Origin of the sequence: Cupriavidus necator, assembly GCF_013141915.1 — a bacterium.
Classification (GTDB): Bacteria; Pseudomonadota; Gammaproteobacteria; order Burkholderiales; family Burkholderiaceae; genus Cupriavidus; species Cupriavidus necator_B.
On record NZ_SROX01000025.1, the window covers coordinates 32,153 to 58,092 of the forward strand.

General features: G+C 69.9%; 22 protein-coding genes. 3 read left to right on the forward strand and 19 right to left on the reverse strand.

Annotated elements, in window-relative coordinates:
- Positions 1–183: 183 nt before the first annotated feature.
- The 3 genes from pcaF to E5S69_RS29775 are packed head-to-tail and all read right to left on the reverse strand — an operon-like array spanning position 184 to position 2,750.
- A complete protein-coding gene (gene pcaF, locus E5S69_RS29765; RefSeq protein WP_171518019.1) occupies positions 184–1,386 on the reverse strand; it encodes a 3-oxoadipyl-CoA thiolase in 1,203 nt (400 codons plus the stop codon).
- A 40-nt stretch (positions 1,387–1,426) separates the two neighbouring features.
- A complete protein-coding gene (locus tag E5S69_RS29770) occupies positions 1,427–2,065 on the reverse strand; it encodes a CoA transferase subunit B (RefSeq protein ID WP_171518020.1) in 639 nt (212 codons plus the stop codon).
- Between the two features lie 22 nt (positions 2,066–2,087).
- Positions 2,088–2,750, reverse strand: a complete 663-nt coding sequence (locus E5S69_RS29775; protein WP_171518021.1) for a 3-oxoacid CoA-transferase subunit A — start codon at positions 2,748–2,750, stop codon at positions 2,088–2,090.
- 514 nt (positions 2,751–3,264) lie between these two features.
- Between E5S69_RS29775 and E5S69_RS29780 the strand changes: the two genes are divergently transcribed.
- A complete protein-coding gene (locus E5S69_RS29780) occupies positions 3,265–3,519 on the forward strand; it encodes a hypothetical protein (protein ID WP_171518022.1) in 255 nt (84 codons plus the stop codon).
- 19 nt (positions 3,520–3,538) lie between these two features.
- On the opposite strand, the gene E5S69_RS29785 is transcribed toward E5S69_RS29780, so the two are convergent.
- The 16 genes from E5S69_RS29785 to E5S69_RS29860 all read right to left on the reverse strand — a co-directional run bounded on the left by E5S69_RS29785 (position 3,539) and on the right by E5S69_RS29860 (position 21,955).
- On the reverse strand, positions 3,539–6,601 hold the full coding sequence (locus tag E5S69_RS29785) for an AAA family ATPase (RefSeq protein ID WP_171518023.1): 3,063 nt from the start codon (positions 6,599–6,601) through the stop codon (positions 3,539–3,541).
- Positions 6,598–7,746, reverse strand: coding sequence for an exonuclease SbcCD subunit D (locus E5S69_RS29790; RefSeq protein ID WP_171518024.1), 1,149 nt, complete (start codon positions 7,744–7,746; stop codon positions 6,598–6,600). Before E5S69_RS29790 ends, E5S69_RS29785 begins: the two co-directional genes overlap by 4 nt.
- A 126-nt stretch (positions 7,747–7,872) precedes the next feature.
- Positions 7,873–9,237, reverse strand: a complete 1,365-nt coding sequence (locus tag E5S69_RS29795; RefSeq protein WP_171518025.1) for a sigma 54-interacting transcriptional regulator — start codon at positions 9,235–9,237, stop codon at positions 7,873–7,875.
- 38 nt (positions 9,238–9,275) lie between these two features.
- Complete coding sequence (locus tag E5S69_RS29800; protein ID WP_171518026.1) at positions 9,276–10,964, reverse strand: TadG family pilus assembly protein; 1,689 nt, start codon at positions 10,962–10,964, stop codon at positions 9,276–9,278.
- Positions 10,961–11,335: a DUF3613 domain-containing protein gene (locus E5S69_RS29805; RefSeq protein ID WP_171518027.1), complete on the reverse strand. Its 375-nt coding sequence runs from the start codon at positions 11,333–11,335 to the stop codon at positions 10,961–10,963. The genes E5S69_RS29800 and E5S69_RS29805 overlap by 4 nt, the downstream gene beginning before the upstream one ends.
- A complete protein-coding gene (locus tag E5S69_RS29810; protein ID WP_171518063.1) occupies positions 11,332–12,195 on the reverse strand; it encodes a pilus assembly protein TadD in 864 nt (287 codons plus the stop codon). Before E5S69_RS29810 ends, E5S69_RS29805 begins: the two co-directional genes overlap by 4 nt.
- Positions 12,196–12,203: 8 nt before the next feature.
- Positions 12,204–13,241, reverse strand: coding sequence for a type II secretion system F family protein (locus E5S69_RS29815; protein WP_171518028.1), 1,038 nt, complete (start codon positions 13,239–13,241; stop codon positions 12,204–12,206).
- Positions 13,242–13,264: 23 nt separating this feature from the next.
- On the reverse strand, positions 13,265–14,191 hold the full coding sequence (locus tag E5S69_RS29820; RefSeq protein WP_171518029.1) for a type II secretion system F family protein: 927 nt from the start codon (positions 14,189–14,191) through the stop codon (positions 13,265–13,267).
- The gene (locus E5S69_RS29825; RefSeq protein WP_171518030.1) at positions 14,184–15,500 is read right to left on the reverse strand and encodes a CpaF family protein; all 1,317 of its coding nucleotides are present in this window, start codon (positions 15,498–15,500) and stop codon (positions 14,184–14,186) included. The genes E5S69_RS29820 and E5S69_RS29825 overlap by 8 nt, the downstream gene beginning before the upstream one ends.
- A gap of 1 nt (position 15,501) precedes the next feature.
- On the reverse strand, positions 15,502–16,761 hold the full coding sequence (locus tag E5S69_RS29830) for an AAA family ATPase (RefSeq protein ID WP_171518031.1): 1,260 nt from the start codon (positions 16,759–16,761) through the stop codon (positions 15,502–15,504).
- A gap of 47 nt (positions 16,762–16,808) precedes the next feature.
- Positions 16,809–18,221 (reverse strand): type II and III secretion system protein family protein, encoded by a 1,413-nt coding sequence (locus E5S69_RS29835; protein WP_171518032.1) that lies wholly within the window; start codon positions 18,219–18,221, stop codon positions 16,809–16,811.
- A 19-nt stretch (positions 18,222–18,240) separates the two neighbouring features.
- Positions 18,241–19,191, reverse strand: coding sequence for a Flp pilus assembly protein CpaB (gene cpaB / locus E5S69_RS29840; protein ID WP_171518033.1), 951 nt, complete (start codon positions 19,189–19,191; stop codon positions 18,241–18,243).
- 43 nt (positions 19,192–19,234) lie between these two features.
- Complete coding sequence (locus E5S69_RS29845; RefSeq protein WP_171518034.1) at positions 19,235–19,711, reverse strand: TadE/TadG family type IV pilus assembly protein; 477 nt, start codon at positions 19,709–19,711, stop codon at positions 19,235–19,237.
- 72 nt (positions 19,712–19,783) lie between these two features.
- Entirely contained in the window at positions 19,784–20,257 is a 474-nt protein-coding gene (locus E5S69_RS29850) for a prepilin peptidase (RefSeq protein ID WP_171518035.1), read from the reverse strand.
- Between the two features lie 17 nt (positions 20,258–20,274).
- The gene (locus E5S69_RS29855) at positions 20,275–20,466 is read right to left on the reverse strand and encodes a Flp family type IVb pilin (protein ID WP_171518036.1); all 192 of its coding nucleotides are present in this window, start codon (positions 20,464–20,466) and stop codon (positions 20,275–20,277) included.
- A 376-nt stretch (positions 20,467–20,842) separates the two neighbouring features.
- The gene (locus E5S69_RS29860; RefSeq protein WP_171518037.1) at positions 20,843–21,955 is read right to left on the reverse strand and encodes a collagen-like triple helix repeat-containing protein; all 1,113 of its coding nucleotides are present in this window, start codon (positions 21,953–21,955) and stop codon (positions 20,843–20,845) included.
- A 687-nt stretch (positions 21,956–22,642) separates the two neighbouring features.
- Here E5S69_RS29860 and E5S69_RS29865 point away from each other — a divergent pair.
- Positions 22,643–24,004, forward strand: a complete 1,362-nt coding sequence (locus E5S69_RS29865; protein WP_171518038.1) for a collagen-like triple helix repeat-containing protein — start codon at positions 22,643–22,645, stop codon at positions 24,002–24,004.
- Positions 24,005–24,186: 182 nt separating this feature from the next.
- Complete coding sequence (locus tag E5S69_RS29870) at positions 24,187–25,854, forward strand: ShlB/FhaC/HecB family hemolysin secretion/activation protein (RefSeq protein WP_171518039.1); 1,668 nt, start codon at positions 24,187–24,189, stop codon at positions 25,852–25,854.
- Positions 25,855–25,940: the final 86 nt, after the last annotated feature.

The following is a 25,940-nucleotide window of genomic DNA, read 5'->3' on the forward strand; positions in this document are numbered from 1 at the left end:
ACTCACTCAATAAAAACTACCGCTGTCCTGCTCCCTCTCCCGCTTGCGGGAGAGGGTTGGAGAGGGCGGGAGCCGCCACGGAGTGCCGGCCTGTCATGCTTGACGCACGCCTGCCCTCTCCCCGGCCCCTCTCCCGCGCGCGGGAAAGGGGAGCAAACAAGCGGTAGAGCTATCTGATTGCGCTCACACGCGCTCGATCACCATCGCAATACCCTGCCCTACGCCAATGCACATCGTGCACAGCGCGAAGCGGCCGCCGGTGCGGTGCAGCTGGTACATCGCGGTGGTGACCAGGCGCGCGCCGCTCATGCCGAGCGGGTGGCCCAGCGCGATCGCGCCGCCGTTCGGGTTGACGCGCTGGTCGTCGTCGGCCACGCCCAGCTGGCGCAGCACGGCCAGGCCTTGCGCGGCGAACGCTTCGTTCAGCTCGATCACGTCGATCTGGTCCAGCGTCATGCCCAGTTGCTTGAGCAGCTTCTGCGTGGCCGGCGCCGGGCCGATGCCCATCACGCGCGGCGCCACGCCGGCGGTGGCCATGCCGACAATGCGCGCGCGCGGGGTCAGGCCATGCTGCTTGATGCCGGCTTCGCTGGCCAGCAGGATCGCGCAGGCGCCGTCGTTCACGCCCGAGGCATTGCCGGCGGTCACGGTGCCGTCAGCACGGACCACGCCGCGCAGCTTGGCCAGCGCTTCCATGCTGGTGGCGCGCGGGTGCTCGTCGCGCTCGACCACGATCGGGTCGCCCTTCTTCTGGGCGATGGTGACCGGGGTGATTTCCTGCGCCAGCGTGCCGTCGGCCTGCGCGCGCGAGGCCTTCTCCTGGCTGCGCAGCGCCATCAGGTCCTGGTCTTCGCGGCTGATCTTGTAGTCGGTGGCAACGTTCTCGGCGGTCTCGGGCATCGAGTCGACGCCGTAGGCCGCGCGCATCGCCGGGTTGATGAAGCGCCAGCCGATGGTGGTGTCGAAGATCTGCGCATCGCGCGAGAACGCGCTGGTGGCCTTGCCCATCACGAACGGGGCCCGGCTCATGCTTTCCACGCCGCCGGCAATCATCAGGTGGGCTTCGCCGGCCTTGATCGCGCGCGCCGCGGTGCCGGTGGCATCCATGCCCGAGCCGCACAGGCGGTTGATGGTGGCGCCCGGCACGTCCTGCGGCAGGCCCGCCAGCAGCGACGACATGCGCGCCACGTTGCGGTTGTCCTCGCCGGCCTGGTTGGCGTTGCCATAGATCACGTCATCAATGGCCTTCCAGTCCAGGTCCGGGTTGCGCGCCATCAGCGCCTTCAGCGGCACCGCGCCGAGGTCGTCCGCGCGCACCGCGGACAGGCTGCCGCCGTAGCGGCCGATGGGGGTGCGGATGGCGTCGCAGATAAAGGCTTCGGTCATGGTGTGTCTCTCTCTTTGTGATGGGTATCGATGGCGGCGCTTACGCCTGCTTCAGCGGCACGCCGGTCAGGCGCTGCAGTTCGTCGAAGCTCAAGCCCTCGACCAGGTCGCGCGCGACCAGGCCGTCGGCGGTCACGTCGAGCGTGGCAAGATCAGTGTAGATGCGCGTTACGCAGCCGATGCCGGTCAGCGGATAGGTGCATTGCGGCACGATCTTGCTTTCGCCCTGCTTGGTCAGGTGCTCCATCATCACGAACACCTGCTTGGCGCCGATCGCCAGGTCCATCGCGCCGCCCACGGCGGGGATGGCGCCCGGTGCGCCGGTGTGCCAGTTGGCCAGGTCGCCCGTCTGCGATACCTGGAACGCGCCCAGCACGCAGAAGTCGAGATGGCCGCCGCGCATCATCGCGAAGGAATCGGCGTGATGAAAATACGAGCCGCCCGGCTTGATCGTCACCGGCTGCTTGCCGGCGTTGATCAGGTCGCCGTCTTCCTCGCCGGGCGCGGGCGCGGGGCCCATGCCAAGCAGGCCGTTCTCGCTGTGCAGCAGGATTTCCTTGTCGGCCGGCAGGTGGTTGCCGACCAGGGTGGGCAGGCCGATGCCGAGGTTGACCACGGCACCGTCGGGAATGTCTTTGGCCACGCGGGCGGCCATCTGATCGCGGGTCAGGCGTTGCATGCTGTTTCTCCTGTATTCGCGCTCAGGCGACCTTGACGACGCGCTTGACGAAGAGGCCCGGCGTCACGATGTGTTCGGGATCCATCTCGCCCAGCTCGACCACGCGGCTGACCTGCACGATGGCGCATTTGGCGGCCATCGCCATGATCGGGCCAAAGTTGCGCGCGGTCTTGCGGTAGGTGAGGTTGCCCCAGCGGTCGGCGGTGTCGGCCTTGATCAGCGCAAAGTCGGCGTGGATCGGGGTTTCGAACACATAGCCCTGGCCGTCGATGATGCGCGTTTCCTTGCCCTCGGCCAGCGGCGTGCCGTAGGCGGTGCGGGTGAAGAAGCCGCCGATGCCGGCGCCGGCGGCGCGGATGCGCTCGGCCAGGTTGCCTTGCGGCACCAGCTCCAGCTCGATCTCGCCGGCGTGGTAGAGCGAATCGAACACGTAGGAATCCGCCTGGCGCGGGAACGAGCAGATGATCTTGCGCACGCGCTTGGTCTTCAGCAGCGCGGCCAGCCCGGTGTCGCCATTGCCGGCGTTGTTGTTGACGATGGTGAGATCGCGCGCGCCTTGCTCGATCAGCGCGTCGATCAGTTCCGCGGGCATGCCTGCCAGGCCGAAGCCGCCGGTCAGGATGGTGGCGCCGTCGTGGATGCCGGCAACCGCCGCTTCCACCGTGTCATATAGCTTGTTGATCACTTGCGTTCCAGGTCGGAAGATCCGCCAGGCTACCGGAGCGGGCCGCAAGCCGCGGCACATGAAAGACGGTTTCCGGTAATCCTGCCGGAAGGATGTTCGTTGCGGCGGGCAGCGTGGGCTGCCTCATGAACGGTCCAGCAGTCTGCGCGTGGTCTGCTTTGATCGGGATGGAGCAGGCACTCGTCGATCGAACCTCGGCCAAGCCGATCTGCTCGACCGATTTGTTCGATATACGAACTTGAATTCGCAGAATGAACAGATTACACCTGCGCGTTCCTGATGGTCAAGCCGACCGCGCGGTCGGCTAACCGGTTTGTGCGATCAGCGCGCATGCGTGATGCGCAGGCCCCGTGTGTAGGACAGAGCCGACATCACTATCGGCTCGCACGGGATAGGGCGCCAGGCCGGTCGGGCCTATCGTTGAATCAGAACAGGGCAGCGCCGCACAGCAGCCACCGGACCACCCGGCTGAGCAGGCCGCCTGGCAACACAAAAGAACGAGGAACCCGTCATCATGGCCACCGCCACCGTCCCTTTTTCTTCTACACCCCATGCGGCAGCGCTCGCCCGCATCCTGCATGTCACCCGCAAGGCCTGGTCACTAGACATCCGTCCGACCCAAGCGGCCCCGGCGCCTGACGCCACCGGCGCCGCATTGCAGCCTGCCACGCCGGCGCTGTCGCGCCGCGCCCGCCTGACCCGCGCGGCCGCCCGCGCGTTCGAGGCGCAGGTGATGGCGATTCGCTGCCGCAGCGTGGTCGTCGCCTGATCCGGCCGCTCTCGCCCTGCTAGGCCGCCGCCGGTACGCCGCTCAGCAGCACGCGGCTGCCGTCGATCCCGGGCCGCACTTCCAGCCGCACGTCGATGCGTTCGCGCAGTTCCGTCACGTGCGAGATGATGCCCACCAGCCGCCCGGCCTGCTGCAGGTCAAGCAGCGTGCGCAGGGCAAAGTCCAGGCTTTCCGGATCCAGCGTGCCGAAGCCCTCGTCAACGAACAGCGTGTCGAGCTGGATGCCGCCCGCGCGCGACTGCACCACGTCGGCCAATCCCAGCGCCAGCGACAACGAGGCCAGGAAGCCTTCGCCGCCTGACAGCGTATTGGCCGGGCGCGCCGCGCCGGTATCGTGGTCGAACACTTCGATGTCGAGTCCGCCGGCGCTGCGCTGGTCGGCCTGCTCGCGCATGCGCTGCAGCGCATAGCGGCCGCGGCTCATCGCCAGCAGGCGCGTGGAGGCGGCTTCCAGCACCTCGTCGAGCAGCGTGGCCAGCACAAAGCGCTGGAACGTCATGCGGCGCGGGTTGTTGCCGTTGGCGACTTCAGCAAGCCGGCCCAGCACGGCAAAGCGCGCTTCGATGTCGCGGCCCTGGTGGTCCAGCTGCTGCAGCCGCTGCTGGCATTGCAGCAGCGCGTCGCGAGAACGGCCGCGTTCGGCCTGTTGCCGCACCAGGGACTCCACCGTCGCCGCACTAGCCCCGAGCGCTGCGCGCAGCCCGTCGAGGTCCGGCGCATCCAGCGCTTGCGCGGCAGCTTGCGCACGTGCGTGCCGGTCGGCGGCGGCGGCCAGTTGGCTGTCGAAGGTGCGCAACGTGGCGTCCAGCGCTTGCATCGCGTCATCATCCAGGCAGGCGTCGGCGTGCGCCTGCGCATCGGCAAAGCCGTGCTGCGCGAGCCCCTGCGCCAGTGCCGTGTCGGCGTTGGCGAGGCGTTCAGTGATCTGCGCCTGGGCCTGGCGTGCCGACGCCAGCGCGGCCTGCGCACCGGCATGCTCCGCCGCGGCCTGCCGCTCGGCCGCCTGCGCCGTCGCCAGCGCTTGCTCCAGCCCCGCCAGCGTGGCCTGCGCCTGGCGCAGCGCCTCGCCCAGCGCCACCGGATCGCGCGAATCCTCGGGCACCTGGGTGCTCTCGGCCTGCCATTCAGCGCGGCAATGGGCCAGCGCCTGCAACGCGGCATCGGCGGCGGCAACGGCGTCGCGGTGCACGGCTTCAGCGCTTTCCCGCGCGGCATGCGCGGCCGCGATCGTGGCCTGGCGTTGCGCCAGGCTGGCCGAAGCCTGCTGCTCCCGCGCCAGCGCCGCTTGCCGCGACCGGATCTCGGCGTCGAGACTGGCGGCGGCTTCGTCGCTGGCATCGCCGAGTTCCGCGGCCAGTTCTTCCCGCCGCTCGCGTGCGTGCCGGATCGCCAGCTGCGCAGCCTCGTTTTGGCCGGTGCAGCGCACCGCTTCGGCCTGCGCTTCCAGCAGGGCCTGGCGCGCGGCCTCCAGCGCCAGGTCCGACAGCGGCTGCGCCACATGTTGTGCCGGCTCGGGATGCGCGGTGCTGCCGCAGACCGGGCAGGCATCGCCCGCCGCCAGACCTTGCGCCAGGCGTGCGGCCTGGCCGGCGCGCCACGCGGATTCGGCCTCTGCCAGCGCGGCGCGGCAGCGGTCGCGCTGATCCAGCGCCTGCTGTTCGGCCCGCGCGTGGCCGGCGGCTTGCCCGTTGGCGGCGGCCAGCGATTGCGCCGCCTGCCGATACCGCTCGAATTGCCGCGCGCGGTCCTGCAGCGCGGCCAGTTGCAAGGCGCTCGCCTGTGCCTGCGCCGCGGCAAGCTGCGCCTGCGCTAATGCCGATTCGGCGGCCGCGGCGGCGGCACGGCATGTCTCCAGTTGCGCCACGGCGTGCCCGCGCGCCGTGGCGGCCGCGGCCTGCCTGGCCTCGGCCTCCTGCAAGGCGCGCTGCAGGGTTCCCAGCCGCTGCGCGCGCGGCAGCATCGCCTCGAGTTGCGAAACGCGGCGCTGCGCGGCCTGGCGTACGTCAGCCTGCTGCGACTGGACTTGCAAGGCCGCGGCGGCCTGTGCGGCCCGTTGCGCGGCGCGCCCGGCGTGTTCGCTGGCCTGCGCCAATGCACTGGCGCCGGCGCTGTGATCGCGCTGCGCGGCCTGTGCGGACAGCAACGCCGGCATGACGCGCGCGGCGCGCTGGGCCGCGTGCAAGCGGGCGCGTTGTTCTTCCATGGCGGCCTGCCGCGCCAGCAGCCCGGCATGGGCGGCCTGCGCCTGCTGGCGCTCCTGCAGGCGCGCCGCGACCTGCTCGCCAGCCGCCAGCGCCGCCTGGGCGGCGGCTTGCGCGACGCGCGCGCCTTGCTCCTGGCCATGCAGCGCCTGCAGCTCCGCCTGCATGGTGGTGATGCTGTCCGCCAACGCCGCAGCCGACTCCATCCCGGCCTGCCGCAAGGCTTCCTCGCGCTGGATGGTGATGCGCTCGGCGTCGCGCCGGATGCCGGCGGCCTCGGCCTTCAGCAGCTCTTCCACGCGGCGGTACAGCTCGGTGCGGAACAGCCGCTCGAGGATGGCCTGCCGCGCCTGCGAACTGGCGGTCAGCAGCTCGCGAAAGCGTCCCTGCGGCAGCACGATCACCTGGCGGAACTGCGCGCTGTCAAAGCCCAGCAGATCCCGCACGGCATCGGTGACCTTGCCCGGCTGGCTGGCCTTGCTGGTCCAGCCGTTGCCGTCGTGCAGATCCAGCTGCGCCTTTGCCGGTTCTGTCACCCAGCCCTCGCCACGCTGCCTGGGCCGCTCCTGCGCGGGCGAGCGCACCACGCGCCAGCGCTGCGCGCCCAGGCTGAACGTCAGCGTCACCTCGGTGCGCAAGCCCGCTGCCGCATTGGCGCTGCGCATGGCCTGCGCGCTGCGCTCGCCGCCAGAGGTGTCGCCGTACAGCGCAAAGCAGATGGCATCGAGCAGCGTGGTCTTGCCCGCGCCGGTGGGGCCATGGATCAGCACGAAGGCCTGCTCGCCCAGCCGCGTGAAATCGACCTGTTCGGTCGCGGCAAAGGGGCCGAACGCCTGCAGCGTCAGATGCAGCGGTCTCATGCCGACTCCCGCTCGGCCGCGGCGATACCGGCCAGCACCTGGTCGAGCGCGGCGCGCTGGGCCGGGTCCAGCTCGGCATCGGCCACTTCGCGGAAGAAGCTGGCGAACAGCTCGCCCGTGCCAAGCTGCCGCAGCTTGCGCCCCGCGTCGGAGGCCACGCCGCTGCGCGCCAGCACCGTGCGCTCGATCGCCAGCGCGTTGGGATAGACCTGGCGCAGCCGGGCCATCGGGTCCAGCAGCGCGCCGGTATCCGTGAGGCACGCGTGGATGTAGTCGTCGCGTTGCGGGTCGTCGGCGCCCGCAGCCAGCAATTGCGCCAGCTCGCCCTCGACCACGCGCACGTCGCGCAGCGGCTGCAGCGCTACCGGCGTAATGGCAACGGCCCCGTCCGCATCCAGTTCAATGCGCGACACCGACTTCTCGTGCGCGCATTCCGACAGCGAGTATTTCAGCAGCGAGCCCGCATAGTGGAGGCGCCCGCCGCCCAGCGTCTGTGGCCGGTGCAGGTGGCCCAGCGCGACCAGGTCGAAGCCGGCGAACAGGTCCGCGGCCACGGCGCCGCTGCCGCCCACGGACAGCGGCCGTTCCGATTCGCTGGCCGCGCCGCCCACCACGAAGGCATGGCCCACCACCACGGCGCGCACGCCGGGCGGATGCACCGCGCGGATGGCATCGAGCTGTGCGTGCAAGGCGGCTTCATGTGACGGCACTTCGGTGCCGATCGCATCGCGCACCACGGCGGGCTCGGCGTATGGCAGCGCGTAGATGCGAACTTCGCCGTGCGCGTCGTGCAAGGTCACGCAACTGGCCGCCGCCAGCGTGCGCCCGGCCACATGCAGCCCCTGCGCGCGCATCAGGCGCGCGCCGAATTCCAGCCGCTGCGCGCTGTCGTGATTGCCCGCGATCATCACCACCGGCACGCCCGCATCGACCACGATGCGGCCCAGCACATCGTCGAGCAGCGCCACCGCCTCGGGCGGCGGCACGGCGCGGTCGTAGACGTCGCCGGCAATCAGCACGGCATCCGGCCGCTCGGTGCGGACCAGTTCGACAAACTGGTCGAGGAGATGGGCCTGGTCTTCCAGCAGGCTGCGCGCATGGAAGAGACGGCCGAGATGCCAGTCGGCGGTGTGAAGGAAACGCAATCCGGGGGTCCGTTGGAGAATCGGCGAAACCCGCATCATAATGCGTCGCAGCCCGCCGCCCGTTCAGCACCGGGCCAGCGGGCGCGCGACCTGAACGAAATCCGCCTGCCCTGGTGCGGCTGGCGCTCAGACCGGCTCGGCCTCGCTGTCGGCGATCTGGTACTTGCGCATTTTTTCCCACAGCACCTTGCGGCTGATGCCCAGGCTTGCCGCCGTGTCCTGCCGCCGCCAGCCATTGGCGTCGAGCGCGGCCAGGATGCGGCGGCGTTCTTCCATGTCGCCGCGCAGGTCGGCGCGCTCGCCGCCATCGAACGCGCCCGGATGCAGCGCGCGGAACAGCGGCCGGATCCGTTCCTCGTCCCAGTGACCGGTCTGCTGCACGGTAATGCCGACACGCTCGGCCAGGTTGCGCAGCTCGCGCACGTTGCCGGTGAAGTAGGCGGTGCCGACCGCGCCCTTGAGCCAGTCCGGCATCGGCGGCAATGCGTCAAAGCCGGACGCGCCCAGCATATGGCGCAGGAACGACTGCAGCAGCGCCAGCTTGTCGGCGGGGCCACGCTCTTCCAGGCTCGGGATGCGCATCTCGATCACCGCCAGGCGGAAGAACAGGTCGGCGCGGAAGCGTCCCTGCCGCACCGCGTCGCGCAGGTCCTTGTTGGTCGCGGCCACCAGCCGGAAATCCAGCTTGACCGCCAGCGTCGAGCCCAGCCGGGTGATCACGTTCTCTTCCAGCACGCGCAGCAGCTTGACCTGCTGGAACAGCGGCAGGTCGCCGATTTCATCGAGAAACAGCGTGCCGCCGTTGGCCTGCTCGAAATACCCGCGATGCGCGAACGATGCGCCCGTGAACGCGCCCTTGGCATGGCCAAAGAATTGCGACTCGAACAGCCCGTCGGGAATCGCGCCGCAGTTGACCGCGACGAAGGGTCCCTTGCCGTAGGTGCTGTTGCGCTCATGGAACAGGCGCGCGATGCGTTCCTTGCCGGCGCCAGTTTCGCCGTAAAGCATCACGTTGCTGCCGAAGTCGGCGAAGGTTTCCACATGCTGCAGCAGCTGGCGCATCGCCGCGGAGCCGGCCACCAGGTCGGCCTCGCGCTCGGCGGGCGCCTCGGTGGCGAGCAACTGCGGCAGCAGCTTGCCGATCTGGCTGCGCAGGTCGGCGCCGGTAAAGTCGTCGGCCAGGATATGCGCGTACTCTGGCGGGAAGCGGCCGGGATCGGTCTCGCGCCCCGGCCCGGCCACCCAGATCACCGGCATGCCGTGCGCGGCCTCCCAGTCCAGCGAGAAGCGCGCAGCACCAATCACCGACACGCTGATCACAGCGATGCACGGCTTCAGGCGCGGCTCGGCGGGCAAGGCCTCGAGCGCGCCGGCGCGAATCACATCCACGCCCAGCGGCGCCAGGAAACGGGTAACGCGGTCGGCGATCTCGTACTTGCCTTCCCACACGTAGACTTCAAGGTTTTCGTAGGCCCAGCGGTCTGTCTTCATTCTGTTTCTGCCATCAGGCGGTTTGGCGCGATCATGGCTCAGTACACCAGTTCGGCATTGTTGCAGTCGATGCTGTGGACCCAGAGGTCGGCGTTGCCGAGCTGGATGCCGGCCTGCGCCAGAACGGATGGCAGGATTGCGTCCAGTGCCGTGCCCAGCGGTACCAACACGGCGCTCAGATCCAGGGGAAGCGGGATGGGGACGCCCAGAACCTCCGGCGTCACCTGCAACGCCAGCACTTGCGAGAATATCCCTCCGATCGGGTTGGCTGTGCCCACCTGTGCATGGCCACCGGGCGCCAGCGTGACATCGGTGCCAGCGGCACTGCGCTGCTTCGGGTTATCGACCACCACCAGCTTGATCAGCGGATAGAAGAGGGTCGACGCTGTCCCGATCGTGACCTTGCCACCCGCGCATTGGTTGGTCAGACACGCGCTGATGAGGCTGGGGGTCACGTGAACCGTGGCACGACGGTCGGCGGGCGCCGCTGCGCACTGCAGGCCGGTCAGGTCAGCCCTGGCTTCGGCAGCAGCAATATGCAGGGGCACATTGAGTTGCAGCCCAAGCAAACCACTGATCGGACCACTCGATACGGTGGCGGCCAACGCCACCTCTACCTGCGCGGAGTGCGCCGAGGTTTGCCATGTCGTCGGATTTTCGGTCAGCTTGCGCGCTGGCCCGACCGCCATCACCGGCGGCTGGATCACCTGAACGCTGGCACTCAGGCCCCCCAGTCCCGCCGGCAATTGCCCCGTCACGGGCAACGCCACTGCCGTGTCGCCCCGCGCTACCTGCGCTCCCGCCAGCAGCAACTGGGCTACGCTGAGTCCCGCTTCCGCGGCCGACGAGGCCGCCGGCGCCAGCACACCAAGTTGCAGCAACTGGGCGAGTGAAACTGCAACGCCAGCGCCACCGGCGCCCAACGTGGTCGGTGGGCTGCCCAGCATCGTATTTAATAGTGCATCACGGCCGGCGGCGCCGAGTACAAGCGCATAGAAATCCCTGAGACTAAGGGCCGTATTGAGCAACTGATTCACCGTGCCTACGTTTGCCCGTAGGCGTAGCTGATCCAGCGTCACGTTGGCATTTACCAGTCCCTGCCAATCCGCCGCCGACAATTGCACCGAGCTGCCCAGCAGCACGCTCAGCATGCCGTTGGCGGTCGAGACATCGAGCAAGCCCGTCCCCAGCGAAAACGCCGCCACCGGCGGACTGCCGCTGGCAATCGATTCCGCAAACAACCGCCTGCCGCTGCCGCCGTTGAACACAAACAGGATCGGCACGGTCTGCGTGGCCTGTACGCGCACGGCATTGGGCGAGACCGTAGCGGGGTTGTACGCGGCGTTGAAATGCCGCGGGCCGGCCGTCGCCGGATCCCACACGCCGACGCAGGCGGTCATCGCATCCGCGCCGCCGCCGGCGGCCTCCGCACAGCCCATGGCAATGCCGGACGGATAGCCGTTCTTCGCGCCGATATTGCTGACCGTGCCCAGCACCGCAGCGTTGAGATTGGCCGCGCTGTCCGCGCGCTTGAGCTGCTGCGCCGCCGACATCGCCGCCAGGTCCGCCATGTTCTGCAGCTGCCGCTGGCGCATGAACACATGGCCGACGTCGATCGACACCAGCGCGGCGATCGCCACGGTGGCGATCAGCAGCGCCGCCATCACGCTGACGGCGCCGCGCGCGCATCGACGGGTGCGGCGCACCGGCGGCTGGCGCAGGCTCATTTTCCGCCCAGCATCTGCCCGGCCGAGCCGGAGCGGGTGGTGCTGGCGTTGGCCTGGCCGGTGTAGAACTCGGGCAGCGCAAAGCGGAAGCTGTTCAGGTAGCGCTCGTAGCCCAGCGCGGCCTGCTCGCCGTGCATCGGCAGCATCGGCCCGGCCTGCGTACCCTCGCGCTGGATCGCCAGGATCGCGCGCGTATCGGCGCCGATTTCGCGTAGCGCGGGCCGCCCGGGCGGCATGCCGGCGGAGGTGGCCGCGGCCGCTTCGGTCAACGCGGCATCGCCCTGCGCGTGTGCAAGCGGGACCAGCGCCGGCAGGCAGAGCGCGAGACACAGGGCGTGCTTGCGGAGGGCAACAACAAGATTGGCTGTCATGGTGTAGCGCCGGCTTGCGCGGCGATGGCGATTGGCTTGGCGACCACCGCCACGGCAGCGGCGGGTGCGGTCATCGGTTTCGGCTGCCCCTGGCGTGCCGCGGCCCGGTCGCGCGTGGCGGTAGCGCGGGCAATGCGGTCGGCTTCCTTGCGGATGGCACCGCGCGTGGCTTCAGGCAGCGCGGCCTTCTGCATCATGGCGTTGGCCTGGGCGCGCTTGCCGTCGGCCATCAACCAGACCACGGCATTGCTGATCACACGCGGATTGCGCGCGTCCAGCTCGAGCGCCTGCATCACCGGCACGCGTGCGTCTTGCAGCGCGCCGGCGCGCATCAGCGCATAGCCCAGGTCGCTGGCGATGCGCGCGTTGACCGGGTCGAGCGCGGCGGCCGCGCGCAACTCCGTGACCGCGCGCGCAAAGTCATCCTGGCGTCCGGCCAGCAGCCCCAGCCCGTGGTGCGCATGTGCGGCCTCGGCGCCCTTGGCGGTGGCGGCCAGCTGCTGGTACGCCTCGGTGGCGGCCTGGTCCTGCCCGGTTTCGCGCAGCGCATCGGCGCGCATTACCTGGATCTCGGGGCCGGCGCCGAAGCGCTGCACATAGACCTCGATATGCGCGAGCGAGGCAAAGTACAGCCCGTCCTGCTGCATCTTGCGGATCAGGCCCAGGTAGACTGCCTGTTCGCTGTACTCGGCGCGCGCGGTCTTGTCGCGCAATTTGGCCAGTTCCACCTGGGCCTCGGCCTGCTCGTGCATGGCCGAGGCGCCGTTGTTGCCGGCGGCGCAGCCGCACAGCGCGGCCAGCAGCAGGCACGCGGCCGAAGTCCGCATCCGGCTCGTCGCCAGGCGCGCCGAGCGCGCCATGAATCGCATCATCGCGTTCCTCCCATGTTTGCCAGCATGCGAATTACCCCGAGAAAACCAGGGCCCGCGGTCAGGATCAGCAGCACCGGCAGCAGGCTGACCACCATCACCGCGGTCATCTTGACCGTGAGGCGGCCAATCTCATCCTTCATGCGCGACTTGCGCGCCTCTTGCATGCGCAGCCCGAACTGGCGCAGCGGCTCCTGCACCGCACCGCCGTGCTTGTCGACCTGTGTCAGCAGCGTGATCAGGCTCTTCAGGTCTTCGCTGTCGAACAGACGGCCGATGCGCAGCAGCGTCTGCTCGCGCGAGCGGCCCGACGCGAACTGCTGGTTGGCGCGCGCCAGCTCCGGGCCCAGCACGCGCAGCATGCTGCCGAACTCGGCCACGATCACCTGCAGGCTCTGGTCGATCGACAAGCCCACGCCCTGCAGCAGCCGCAACATGTCGATCAGCACCGGCAGCTCGTCGTCGACCATGCGCAGGCGCGCGGCGGCGCGGCGGCGCAGGTACCACTTGGGCGCCAGGTAGGCCACGGCGAAGGTGCCGAAGCCCCATGCCATCACGGCGAACGCGCCCGCGCCGACATGCCACAGCATCGCCAGTACCGACAAGGCCAGCGGCAGGGCCAGCCGCAGCACGCCGAACACCACGCGCGCCTGCAGGCCAACCCAGCCGCATTGCTCCAGCAGTTGCTGGTCTTCGGGCGTCACCACCGCGCGGCCCAGCCGCGATTCCAGCCAGTGGGCGTCGAAGCGCTCGCCGACGCGCGCGCCAAGTTGAGCGCCGAGCGCGTTGGCTACCCCGGCCGTTGCCGCGGCGCCCGTTGCCCTGGCGCCGGGGTGCGCACCTGGCGCGCGCGGCGCGGCGGGCGTGGCCTGGGCCGCCTGCGCCGCCTCCAGCGCGCGCTGGCGCGCCAGCGCGGCGTCGATGGTGCGGGCCGACAGCCGGCGCTGGCGCCAGTCGCGCAGCAGCGGCAAGGCCATGACGCCCACGCCGCAGGCGGCGGCAAGCAGGCTCAGCGAGATCAGCGTCAGGCGGTCCATGATGGCGATGTCATCGTTGCCGTTCAGATCGACCTGGCCAGCCGGTACAGCATCAGCGCGCCGGCAATTTCCAGCGCGGCGGCCGACAGCAGCATGGTCTTGCCGGTGGGGTCTTTCCACATCATCAGGATGTAGCCGGCGTTCAGCGTGAACAGGCCGCCGGCCACCACCAGCGGCAGCAGGCCCAGCACCCACGCCGACAGCCGTGTCTCCGCCGACAGCGCCATCAGCTCGCGCTGCGCCTGCTCGCGGTCGCGCATAAAGGTGGCGGTTCGCTCCATCACCACGTCGGCGCGGCCGCCGTAGCGCACCGACAGGCGCAGCACGGAAGCGACCAGCAACAGTTCCTCGACCTTGTAGGCGCGCCCGACCTGCAGCACTGCCTGGTCCAGCTCCTTGCCGGCGCGTTGCAGGTGCACGGCCTGCACCAGGCACTGGCGCAGCGGCGCCTCGGTATTGGCGATGGAATTCTGGAACGCCGCCGGCACGCTGCTGCCGATGGTCATCAAACGCACCACGCCGTCAAGGAAGCCAGGCAGCTGCGACAGCAGCTTCTTGTGCAGCCGGCGCACGCGATGCCAGGCCGCGCACGCCGTCACCGCCAGCGCGGCCACCAGCGCCGACACCGCGCCCAGCCATTGCCCCGCGACCGCGCCGGCCAGCGTGCACAGCACCAGCGGCGCCAGCCAGACCACCGCGGTACGGCGCGTCGGCGCCAGGTCGGCCCGGCGCAGGAAGTCATCCCAGCGGCGGCGCAGGTCGCGCGCCGGCATCTGCAGCCCGGGGTCGGACGCCTGCGTGTAGCGCATCCGCACCTGCTCGGTCTGCGCCTGCAGGAAGGCCTGCTGCTGTTCGCGGCGTGCGCGTGCCTGCGCGCTGGCGAGCAGCAGCAGCCCCAGCCCGGTGATGACCAGGGCCACCGCGGCGAGCATCAGCGTGGCGCTAGACATCGAAGCGGTCGTCCAGCATGAAGCCCGGCCCGCGCATGCGCGCCAGCTTGGGTGAGTGCGGCAGCAGGCCCAGCGACAGCCAGCGGTCGGTCTCGGTGCCGTCGGGGTTCAGGAACGGCTCGTGCCGGTAAAGCTCTTGCGTGGAGATGATGTTGTCGCCCAGGCCGGTGACCTCGGTGATCGAGACGATGCGGCGCTTGCCGTTGGACAGCCGCGCGATCTGCACGATGAAGTCGATCGCATTGGCGATCTGGCGCCGCAGGCTCATCTCGCTGCCCTGGAAGCCGGCGAAGCCGGCCAGCATCTCCAGCCGGTACAGGCATTCGCGCGGGCTGCTGGCGTGGATGGTGCCCATCGAGCCGTCGTGGCCGGTGCTCATCGCCTGCAGCATCTCCAGCACCTCGCCGCCGCGCACTTCGCCGACGATGATGCGGTCCGGGCGCATGCGCAGGCTGTTGCGCAGCAGGTCGCGGATCGACACCACGCCGGTGCCCTCGAAGCCGCCGGGCCGGCTTTCCAGCCGCACCACGTGCGGGTGGTTCAGCGCCAGCTCGGCGGTATCCTCGATGGTGATGACGCGCTCGGTGGGCGGCACGAAGGTGGCCAGCGCATTGAGCAGCGAGGTCTTGCCGGAACTGGTGCCGCCGCTCACCAGGATATTGCAGCGCGCCTGCACCGCGGCCTGCAACAGGTCGCCGATTTCCGGGCTCATGGTGCCCAGCGCCTGCAGGTCGGCGGGCGTCATCGGGTCCTTGCGGAACTTGCGGATCGACACCACCGGCCCTTCCAGCGCCAGCGGCGGGATCACCACGTTGATGCGGCCGCCGTCGGGCAGGCGCGCGTCGACCATCGGGTTGGACTCATCCAGGCGCCGGCCGATCGGCGCCAGGATGCGGCGCACGATGCGCAGCAGGTGGCCGCTGTCGGCAAAGCGCACCGGGATGCGCTCGAGCACGCCGTGGCGCGACACGTACACGTCCAGGTGGCCGTTGACCAGGATGTCTTCGACCGCGGGATCGTTGAGCAGGTCCTCGATCGGGCCGAAGCCCGCCAGCTCCTTGGTCAGCGCCTCGGCGATCTGGCGCAGCTCGGCCTCGTTGATGGGGATGCGCCGCAACCGGGTAAAGCTCTCGAGCTCCAGGTCGACAAAGCGCTGGATCGCGGTGCGCGACCAGCGGCCGAACTCGGCGCCAAGCTCTTCGATGCGGGTCAGCAGATGCTCGTGCGCCGCTTCCTTGATGTTGTGGAACTCCTGCGACACCGGGAACGGTGCGGGGGTGTTGTCCGAGAATTCGATCGCTTGGGTCATGTCAGCTTCCAGTGCGTGCCGCGCGCGCGCCGCGCGCCACCAGCGCGGCGCGCAGCGCCGCGGGCAGTTTGTCCTTGATCCGCGCCAGCAGCGTGGTGTCCCTGGCCGCGGCCGTGCGGTAGCCCAGCCGCGCCAGCAGCTCGGCCAGCGCGCGCACATAGGGGCAGTGCGGGTCGTCGTCGGCGAGCACCGCGCCGCGGTTCATCGCCAGCACCAGCGCCTCGCGGCTGTCCGGCAGCGTCGCCACCGACTCCACGCCCACGCGCCGCGCGATCTGCGCGGCATCGACGCCCAGCCGGGCATCGAAGCGCGACACCAGCAGGTGCAGGTCGTCGCGCTCCACTTCGCGCGCGCGCAGTTCATGCACCATTTCCGCGGCGGAGACGATCGCGCCCACGCTCTGGTCCGCCACCAGGACCACGCTGTCGGCGGCCTTGACGATCTGCGCGGTGAACTCGGCATTGCCGAAGCCGCCCAGGTCGACGATCTGCAGGTCGAAGAACGCGCGCAGGCGCTCGAGCAGGCCGATCGCATCGGCGTACGAGATGTCGCGCAACTCGCTCAGCGCGGCAGGCAGCGGCAGCACGCACACGCCGTTGCCATGGCGCGTCAGCGCGGTCTGCACGAAGACCTGGTCGAAGCGGCGCAGGTTGCGCACCGCCTCGACAAAATGGAAGCCCGGGCTCAGGTTCAGGTAGAGCGCGCCGTCGCGCGCCGGCAAGCCCAGGTCGGTCAGCAGCACTTCGGCGCGCGCATCGGTCTTGGCGTGGCGCGGCAGGTGGCGGCGCGCCGCCGCGGCCAGGTTGACCGCCAGGCTGGTCACGCCCACCCCCGCGCGCGCACCGAGCAATGCCACGATCTTGCCCTGGCGCGCCGCCTCGGCCGGGCGCACCTGTTCGCTCGGCACGGCCAGGCGCTTGACCACCGCCTCGGCCTCGGCCGGCGCATCGCGCAGGTCGATGAAGTCCTTCACGCCCGCGCGCAGCGCGGCCAGCATCACGCCGGGCTCGCCGGCATGACCCACGGCCACCAGCGGCAGTCCCGGGAACAGCCGCTGCAATTGCTCGGCCAGGCGTGCCGACGGGCCCGCCAGTTCCGCCGAGAAATGCAGGAACACCAGTCCGGGGCGCAGCTCGGAGACGCGCTCGATAAAGCCTTCCTGGGCCCCGCCGTCGGCCACCAGCGTGCCCAGCGCGCCGATGACCCGGCCCAGCCAGTCCCTGACTTCGCCCTGCGTTGCGTGCAACAGAAAATAATCCATCTCTCCGCCTCAAAGCTGTTGGCCATGCCAGCCGGCATGGCCGGCGGCTATTTCGAGAAACCCGGCAAAGTCGGGTCCGCGTATTCACCCAGCACATACCAGCCCCACACATTAGGACTGGCGTTGGTCCGGCCGTCGGCGCCGACGGCCTGCGCCGCCGGCGAATTCCTCGCCATCGGCTTCACCAGCCGCGGCGTGACGACGATCATCAGCTCACGGTCTTCCTGGTGGAAGTTCAGGTTCTTGAAGAACACGCCGATCACGGGCAGGTCGCCCAGCACCGGCACCTTGTTGACGTTGCTGACGGTGTTGCGGCTGACCAGCCCGCCGATCACGAAGCTCTCGCCGTCGCCCAGTTCCACCGTGGTGTCGGCGCGCCGCGTGACGATGGCCGGCACCACCGCGCCGTTGATCGAGATGCCGCGCGACGGGTCGAGGTCGCTGGCCTCGGGCGCCACCTTCAGCGCAATGCGGTCGGCCGACAGCACCGTGGGCGACACCGTCAGCCCGATGCCGAACGGCTTGAACTGGATCGTGGTCGTGCCCAGCGCCTGCGGCACGGGGATCGGGATCTCGCCGCCGGCCAGGAAACTGGCGCTCTGCCCCGACAGCGCCACCAGGCTGGGCTCGGCCAGCACGCGCGCCAGGCCGTTGGCCTCGAGCAGGCTGATGTTGGCGAAGATACCGTGCGTGAGCGACGCGGCCACCAGGTTGAAGGCATTGCTCATCGGCGATGCGATGTCGGCGCTGAAGCTGCCGGGCGCACCGCCGCTGCCCGGCGTGAAGGTGAACTTGTTCAGCGTCGTCGGCGAGAACGTGCCGAAGGCAAAGCCCGAGTTGTTGCGGAAGAAGTTGATGCCGACTTCCTTGAGCACGGTCTTGCTGATCTCCACCACCTTGACGTCGACCTGCACGGTGCCTGAGAGCGGCACGGTGGAGCGGTCCACCACCAGGCCCGGCTTGCCGTCGCTCTTGCTTGCGGTGGCCGCGCGCGCGGCTGCCTGCGCGCGCGCGGCGGCGTAGGCGTCGGGCGACTGGCCGGTGATGGTGGCGCCGGCGGCCGAATAGCCCAGCTTCGCGCCATCGGCGTCGGGCGCGATGGCATCGACCTGCACGCTGTAGGTCTGCGGCTCGGCGCCGCCGCGCGTCCACACCATCACGTCGGTCACGCCGGGTTGTTTGGCCACCAGCAGCACGCTTGGCGCGCCGCGGGTGCGCAGCACCAGCGCATCGGCCACCGCGGGGTTGCCCACGGCGACGCGCTCCACCGGCTGCGCACTGCGCAGTTCCTTCTGCGCGCCGGCCATCAGGCGCAATTGTCGCGCCGTGGCGGCGTCCTGCGCCTGCGCACGGGGCGCCAGCGCGCACCACGCGGTGGTGGCGATCATGGCGGCAAGCGTCAGCTGCAACAGCCGGCGGCGCAGCGTCACGGCATGGGCGGGGGTCTTCTGGATTGGCATGCGATAGGCGCCCACGTTCTTATTCGATATCGCGCTTGCCGGCGCGGATCACTTCCACGCCGGCGCGTTCCCTGAACTGCGCCGACGCCGGCGGCGCCGCAACCTGCAGCGGCCGCGGTGCCGGCGCTGCCACCGGTGCGCGCGGCGCCGGCGCGCCGGCGGTGGCGGCCAGCCCGGACAGCAGCACGCCGGCCGTGGCCTTGTCGGTGGCGGCGCGCGGTGCCTCGGCGCCCATGCCGGCGCGCGCCGCCAGCGCGGGCGGCAGCTCGGCAAACATGCCGTCGCTGGGCATGGCTTCATCCTGCGGATTGCGCAGCGCCAGCATCAGGCGCCCGGAATGCTGCGCCATCGCCAGCCGGCTGACGTATTCCAGCGGCACCGACAGCACCGCGGTCTTGGCGCCTTCCTGGCGCGCCATCATCTGTTCCGGCTTGACCGCCTGCGGTCGGTTGACCGAGGCCACGCCGTAGGCCAGCACGCGCAGGCGCGACAGCAGCATGCGCGCCTGGCTGTCGGGGATTTCCTGCTGGTCGCGCCGCAGCACCAGGAACACATCGACATAGTCGCCCGGCTGCACCTGGTTGCCGACGCCGATGACTTCATCGACCGATACCGCCACCGCGCGCTCGCCTTCCGGCACCTGCGCGGCCAGGCCGGACAGCAACTGACTTTCCAGCACCGGCACGTTGGCGCCCAGCGCCACCAGCGGCACCTGCCCGGTCACGCGCGCCACGTCGCGATAGGCACCGGCGGGATCGATCGGCAGCAGCTCGACCTTGAGCGCCTCGGCATCGAGCGGCGTGCCGGCTTCGGCCGGGCGCGTAGTGACCACCACCGGATGCAGCGGCCTGGCGCTCGCCGATGCCGCGGGCTGGGTCGGCTGGCGTCCCACCTGCCACGCCAGCAGGGCCAGCAGCAAGGCCAGGCCAAGCAGCACGATGGCCAGTAATCGGATCTGCTTGCTGGTCATGCGGAAGTCCTTGGTTCGGGCATGGGGCGGTTCGTCATGCGCATCAGATATCAGGAGAGAGCTGGACCATGGCCGAGCCCGACAGCGCGGCCGGGAGCGGCACCATCGGTACCGCGGGCATGATGTGGGTGGTGGGCAGGGTCAGCGTGACCTGCACGCAGATGTCGGCCGAGCCCGCCGCGCATGGCACGGCCGCGGCAATGCCGGCAGCGGGAATCAAGGCACTGATGGATGCGGGAAGGGTGTTGCGCGCCATCGCGGCCGCGGCATTGACACGGGCCTGCTGGGTGGCTGCCAGGCTGGTGCCGGCAACGCCGGCGGGATAGCGCAGCGCCGCGCGCGCGCCTTCTTCAGCAGCCAGCGTCAGCACCTGTTGCAGCGCCAGCATCACGCCGTAGTACACGATGCCGATCACGATGGTGACCAGCACCGGCGCCACGATGGCGAATTCGATCGCGGCACTGCCGGCGCCGTGGCGGCGTCGGCTGATATTCCTGTTGACCCTTGCGTGCAGCAACATCTGAAACCCCGGTCCCTTGGTGTGCTGCCGCGCCGACCGGCGGCGCGGCCTGCCGGCCTCAAGCCTTTTCGGCTATCGGCCCGCAGCCAGCCAGGCCAGCACCCCCACGGCCAGGTACGCTGCATACGGGATGCCGCGCGCTAGCGAAAACCGCGCCGTGGGAAGTGGTTGGTCCTGGGAAGGCAAAGCGTGATCCGCGGCCGGCGTGCGGCGTGCCAGTGCCAGCGCCAGCAGCGCGTGCACCAGTCCGAGCAGGCTGCCGACGACCCATGCCACCACCAGCCCTTGCGGGCCGGTGAACAACCCCGCCACCGTCAGGAACTTGACGTCGCCCGCGGCCATGCGCCCGAGGGCGTAGACCGGCAAGGTGACGGCAAGACCCAGCCCCGCGCCGACCAGGCGCGCGGCCAGCGAGGGTTCCGCGGCCTGTCCGGCGATCAGTGCCAGCCCGAGGGCCAGCACGGCGATCGCCAGCAGGAGATTTGGAACCCGCCGGTAAGCAAAGTCTGTGTAGAGGGTCGCCGCGCAGAGCAGCGCGGCAATCACGTCGTGCTCAGCGAGGATTAAGGCGTCGACGCTGTCTTGCTGAATTTCAGCACTTCGTCAGAAATCTTCTTGAAGGCATCGTTTAGATTGCCGCCCAGCGAACTGACAGTACCGACAATGGCTAGCGCGATGAGCCCCGCAATCAGCCCATATTCAATAGCGGTTGCCCCGCGCTCATCTTTAATAAAGCGTGCAATGAGTCGTTTCATGATTTGTTGACACTCCCGAAGTGATCTGATGCCGCGATCACGCTTCCCCCGTTCGATTATCACGGTGCTCTGGTGGCCCGCTCTTTTATCGACTATTCACGCTTGCTGCGCCTTTTTTATAAGACATGGTATGTCTCAACCATACCCCTCCCTCGGGTGATAGTAATGACCCGAAGGGGTTAAAGCATCCGTTTCAAACGCCCGGGCGCGCGTTGGACGCAAAGGTTGTTAAAGAGCAGGCGGGCCGGCGCAAACCGGCCCGCAGCCTGGCCAAGCGGGCATTTCAGCCGCGCGGCCAGCGGGAATAAAAAGATGCGCTGCGACGGGGTGATGAGCGACAGCGCACCGTGAAAACACCTATTCGGGTCGAGACATTTCAGTGGAGCAGGCCACCGAGGATCGGCAGTTGCGGCTTGCTGTCGCCGCCGCCGGCGCTGGTGCCGACACCGCTCTTGACGCCGCCCACCAGGCCGGTGACCGGAGCCAGCAGGGCACCGACCGGGCCCAACGCACCGCCGCCGCCCGCAGCGCCATCGCCGCCCTGGCCGTTGCCGGCGCCGGCCAGCGGCAGGTTGTTCAACAGGCCGCCCAGCGGGTTGCCGCCGGCCTGGCCGTTGCCATGGACCAGCACGCCGACCGCGGCAACGGTCTTGCCGGCCTCGGTCACCACGCCGCCAAGCGGTGCCACCACCGGGGCCTGGGTATTGCTGAGCATGCTGCCGCCGGTGGCGACCGTGTTGCCGACCTTGTACAGCAGGCCATTGACAGGTTCGCCTAGGCGCGTGGCGGCCCCCAGCGTCTGGGTGCCGTCGGTGACCTTGCTGGTCAGCGGCACGATGACCTTGCTGAGCGAGTTGGTGACCTGCGCGACGGCGCCATCGGACAGCACCGCTTGCAGCTTGTCGCCGCCACCCTGCACCGCCGTGCCCACCTGCTTGACCAGGCCGCCCACCGGCGTGGTCAACGGTGCCAGCGGCGCCAGCTTCTCGGTGCCCAGGCCCTGCACCAGCGCACCACCGCTGACCACGGTATCGCCCACTTCGCGCACGACGTTGCCGGTGCTGGAAACGGTCACGCCGAGCGGGTTGTCGACCGAGCCCATCTGCCCGAGCCCGTCGCGCACGCCGGCGCCGAGCGCGCCAACCGCTTCGCCCGCATTGACCACCACGCCGCCGGCGCCCTTACGCGCATCGGTGGGCAGCAGCGGCAGCGGCGCGTCCTGGATCGACTTGCCGATCTCGCTGACGGCATTGCCCGCTGACACCACGGTGTTGCCCGCGCCTTCGGTGACCTTGGCGGTCGGCGTGGACTGCGCGGCGGCCGGCGGCGGCGGCGTGACCGGCGTATCGGGGCCGCCACTGCTGGGCTGCGGATTGGCGCCGCTGCCGCCGCCGCTGGACGAGCAGCCCGCCATCAGCAAGGCAAGGGCGGCGACGCCGGCCGCGGCCAGCGAGGTCACGGAAAGCGGTGCGGAATGCTTGGTCTTCATAGTCCTTCTCCTGTCTGGTTGGCCACGGCGCTGCCGGGCCGTCTTTTCTTGTGAGCCGCATGGAATGCCGACGGGCGCCCCCGTTGTCCCGCTTTGTTCGACCGGCTTGCCATCCCCATCAGCCATGGCACACGGTGGAACGCGAAATCGCCGGCGCGTCGGGAGACGGAATGGCAAGGCCCGTGCCAGCGCCGCAAGGTGCGCCGGCGCACCGACCGGCAGGCCACCTGCATGCCTTGCGGGGCGCGGCTTGCGGGGCGAATCGAGGTAGCGACGCAAGGCACGCGGGCAGCGCCGCGCCGGGGTCAGACACGTTACGTGCTACGTAACGTGTTCCGGGCAGGCGGGAACACGCGGCGGTGGCGCCGGCCATGCGCGCCGGCGGGCGGCGCACCCCATCGCCCGCGCTGTGTTTGTTCCCCGCGCACGACACACGTTACGTAACGCGTAACGCGCCATCCCCCTCAGGCAAAGCCGCGCGCAGGCCATGCGGCGCTTATCCCGATCCGCGCGCAGCCCGCATGCCGCAAGGCTTCGCCGGCGCCATACCCGACTTCGGCGGGGTCTGTGCGGTAGCGCGCCAACAGGCTGGCATACCGATTGCGCCATTCCCATCACCGCAGCATGCCGATGACGAACGCGTTGCGCGGCCGAGCGATTGAAACGACGGGAATGAAGGAACAGATCATGCGCAAACAACAACTCGCCGTAATGGCACTCCTCGCAACCCTGCTGGCCCTGGGCGGCTGCGCCAGCGGTAGCGGCTCGACGTCCATGGGCACCAGCGACACGGCGGGCACCAATGGCGGCACTGGCGGCGGCACGAGCGGCGGTACTGGCGGAACCGGCGGCACGGGTGGCGGTACTGGCGGCACCGGCGGCAATGGCGGCAACACCGGCGGCGGCGAGACGCCGACCGCGCTGACCCCGACCGCCACGGTGATCAACAACGCCGGCACGGTGCTGGGCAATACCGGCAGCACCATCAGCGATCTCGGCAGCCAGCTTGGCAGCGCCAACCTGCCACTGGTGCCGACGCAGACGCAAAGCGGCCTGGGCGGCGTGGTGGCCGCTACCGGCGATGCCGTGGGCGCGCTGGCCACGGGCCTGCAATCCGGACTCGGCAGCATGCCCAATTCCACCAACCCGGTCGGCACCACTGTTGCCAGCACCGGCAACGCGGTGACGGAGCTGGGCCAGGCGGTATCGAGCGCGGGCACGGCGGTGAGCGGGCTCGGGACCGGCCAGCTGGCGCCGCTGGCGCCGCTGACCGCGCCGCTGGGCACGGTGGTCGGCACGCTGGGCAACACCGTCAGCAACACCGGCGAGACGCTGACCTCGGTGTTGTCGAGCGGTGCGATCGAGCAGGTGACGATCACCACCAGCAAGCTGATCGTGCCGATCACCTCGCAGCTGACCACTGCCACGCAGACACTGGGCGCCGCCACGGGCCTGGGCGCCCCGACCAGCAGCCTGCTGGCGACCGTGGGCGGCGCGCTGGCAACCGCTGGCACCAGGCTCCAACAAACCAACACGCCGGTGGTTGCGGGCGTCGGCGGCGTGGTGAACGCCACCGGCACTACCGTGGCCGCGCTAGGTGGCGCGGTGAACGGGCCCGCCAGCGGCGGCGGCCTGGGCGCGCTGAGCCCGGTACTGGCACCGGTAACTTCGCTGGCCGGGGGGCTGACGGGAGGTGTGGGCGCTGGCGGCACGGGTTCGCCGCTGGCGCCTGTTACCGGCCTGGTCGGCAGCGTCACCGGCGGCCTCACCTCCGCCACGGCCAACACGCCGCTGGCGCCGGTCACTACCGCGGTCAGCGGTGCGGTGGGGGGCGTGGTGGGTGGCGTGGTGGGCAGCGTTGGCGGCGCCGCGGCGGGCACGGGCAGCACCAGCCCGCTGGCGCCCGTCACCAACGTCGTCTCCGCCGTCACCGGCGGCGCCACTTCGACCGCTGGCAGCACCACCAAGGGTTCGACCACCACCGGCCCGATCGGTGGCCTGGTCGGCGGCCTGCTCGGCGGCCTGACCGGCGCGCTCGGCCAGAAGTAATCCCGTCCTGGCCGCTGCCCGGGCGATCGCTGGATCGCGGGCAGCGGCGCACCACCGATTCAACGTAGCGGCCACGCGCTGGACCGGCAGTATCGGACAGCAGGCGCCCGGGGGTAGCGGCAATCCCCACGCCCGTGGCACGCGACGTCAATAGCCGCAGTGTTTCTTACAGGGGTTTTGCCATGCGTGCACGTCATCGCGTTGCCGCGCTGCTGGTCGGCGTCGGCGCGTTCCATCACGGCCTGGTCCAGGCCGATCCGCGCAGCCCGGTCCAGGGCGATCCAACCCAGACGCTTCCCAAGATAGCGCCGGCCCGGCCCGACAGCCGCGTGACCGTGCAGGTCGAGCGGCCGCAGCCCGCCATGCAAGATCTGCTCAACGCGCGCCTGACGCCGCGGCGCTTTCGCATCGAAGGCGCCAAGACGCTGCCGTTCGAAGAAGTGGCCGCGCAGTTCAAGCCGCTGGCCAACCGCGAGATCACGGTGGCGCAGCTGCTGGAGGCCGCCAATGCGGTGACGCAGATGTACAAGGAGCGCGGCTACCCGCTGTCGTTCGCCTTCGTGCCGGCGCAGGACTTCGCCAACGGCGACGTGCTGGTCACCGTGGTCGAAGGCTACGTGGCCAAGGTGACCGTGACCGGCAAGGCCGGCCCGGCCGAGCGCCGCCTGCGCGCCATCGCCGAGAAGCTGCAGCAGGACCGCCCGCTGCGCCAGGACCGCTTCGAGCACTACGTCAACGCGCTGGCGCTACAGCCCGGGCTGCAGGTGGCGGCCACGGTGCAGCCGCCGACCACCACCGACGGCGCCTGCGAGATGGTGCTCGACGTCAAGCGCAAGCCGTTCACCTTCGGCACCGGCATCGAATACATGTCGCCGGGGCTGCGCGCCATCGCCACGGCGACCACCAACAGCCTGACCCCGCTGGGCGAGCAGATCTCGGTGTCGGCGCTGTTTCCCAAGGGCCGCGACAGCGAGGAGTACTACGCGGCCAGCTACGCGCAGCCGATCGGCACCGAGGGCATGGTGGCGCGGCTCAATGCCTCGCACTACCGCGGCGTGCCGCAGAACGCGACGCTAGCGCCGATCGGCTTCGACCCGCGCTATGTCAACGACACCAAGCGCATCGGCGGCACGCTGAGCTATCCGCTGCTGCTGTCCAACGCGCATACGCTGACGCTGACCGGCGGCGTCTACGGCGCCGACCAGTTCGAGCGCTATACCCATACCGCCACCGGCACGCGCGTCACGCTCGGCACCAACGTGCGCGTGGCCACCGCCGAGGTGAGCTACGTGCAACGCGGTGAAGGCGTCAGCCGCAATGCCACGCTGGGCCTGTACAAGGGCTTCGATGCAATGGGCGCGAGCCGCCAGAACAACAGCAACGACCTGAGCTTCTTCCGCACGCGGCTGCTGCTGTCGCAGTCCAAAGACCTGCCCGCGGGCTTTGGCCTGACCGTGGCCGCGGCCGGCCAGTACAGCGGCGACCGGCTGGCCTCCGGCGAGCAGATCAGCTTTGGCGGCCGCTTCTTTGGCCTGGGCTATCCCGCCGGCGAAGTCGCCGGCGACAAGGGCTGGGGCGCCTCGGCCGAAATCAGCCGCCTGTTCCTGCCCGACCTGACCTACCTGCGCACGATCCAGCCCTACGTGTCGGCCGACGTGGCGCGCGTGTTCTCCAACAGTGTGTCGCTGTCGCACCGCAGCCTGTCATCGGTGGCCCTCGGCGCGCGCTTCTCGGACCGGCGCTATTACACGCTGGACCTGTCCTTGGCCCAGCCGGTCGGCGACAAGCCGACCAATGCCAGTCATCGGTCGCCGCGCATCAACATGGTTTATTCGTACCAGTTCGACTGAACACCGTCGACGGCAAGGTTCCCTGCACGGCCGGCGGCAGTTCAGCGCCGGCCGATTTTTTTTGCCCGGACTGACGGCCGGCGCTG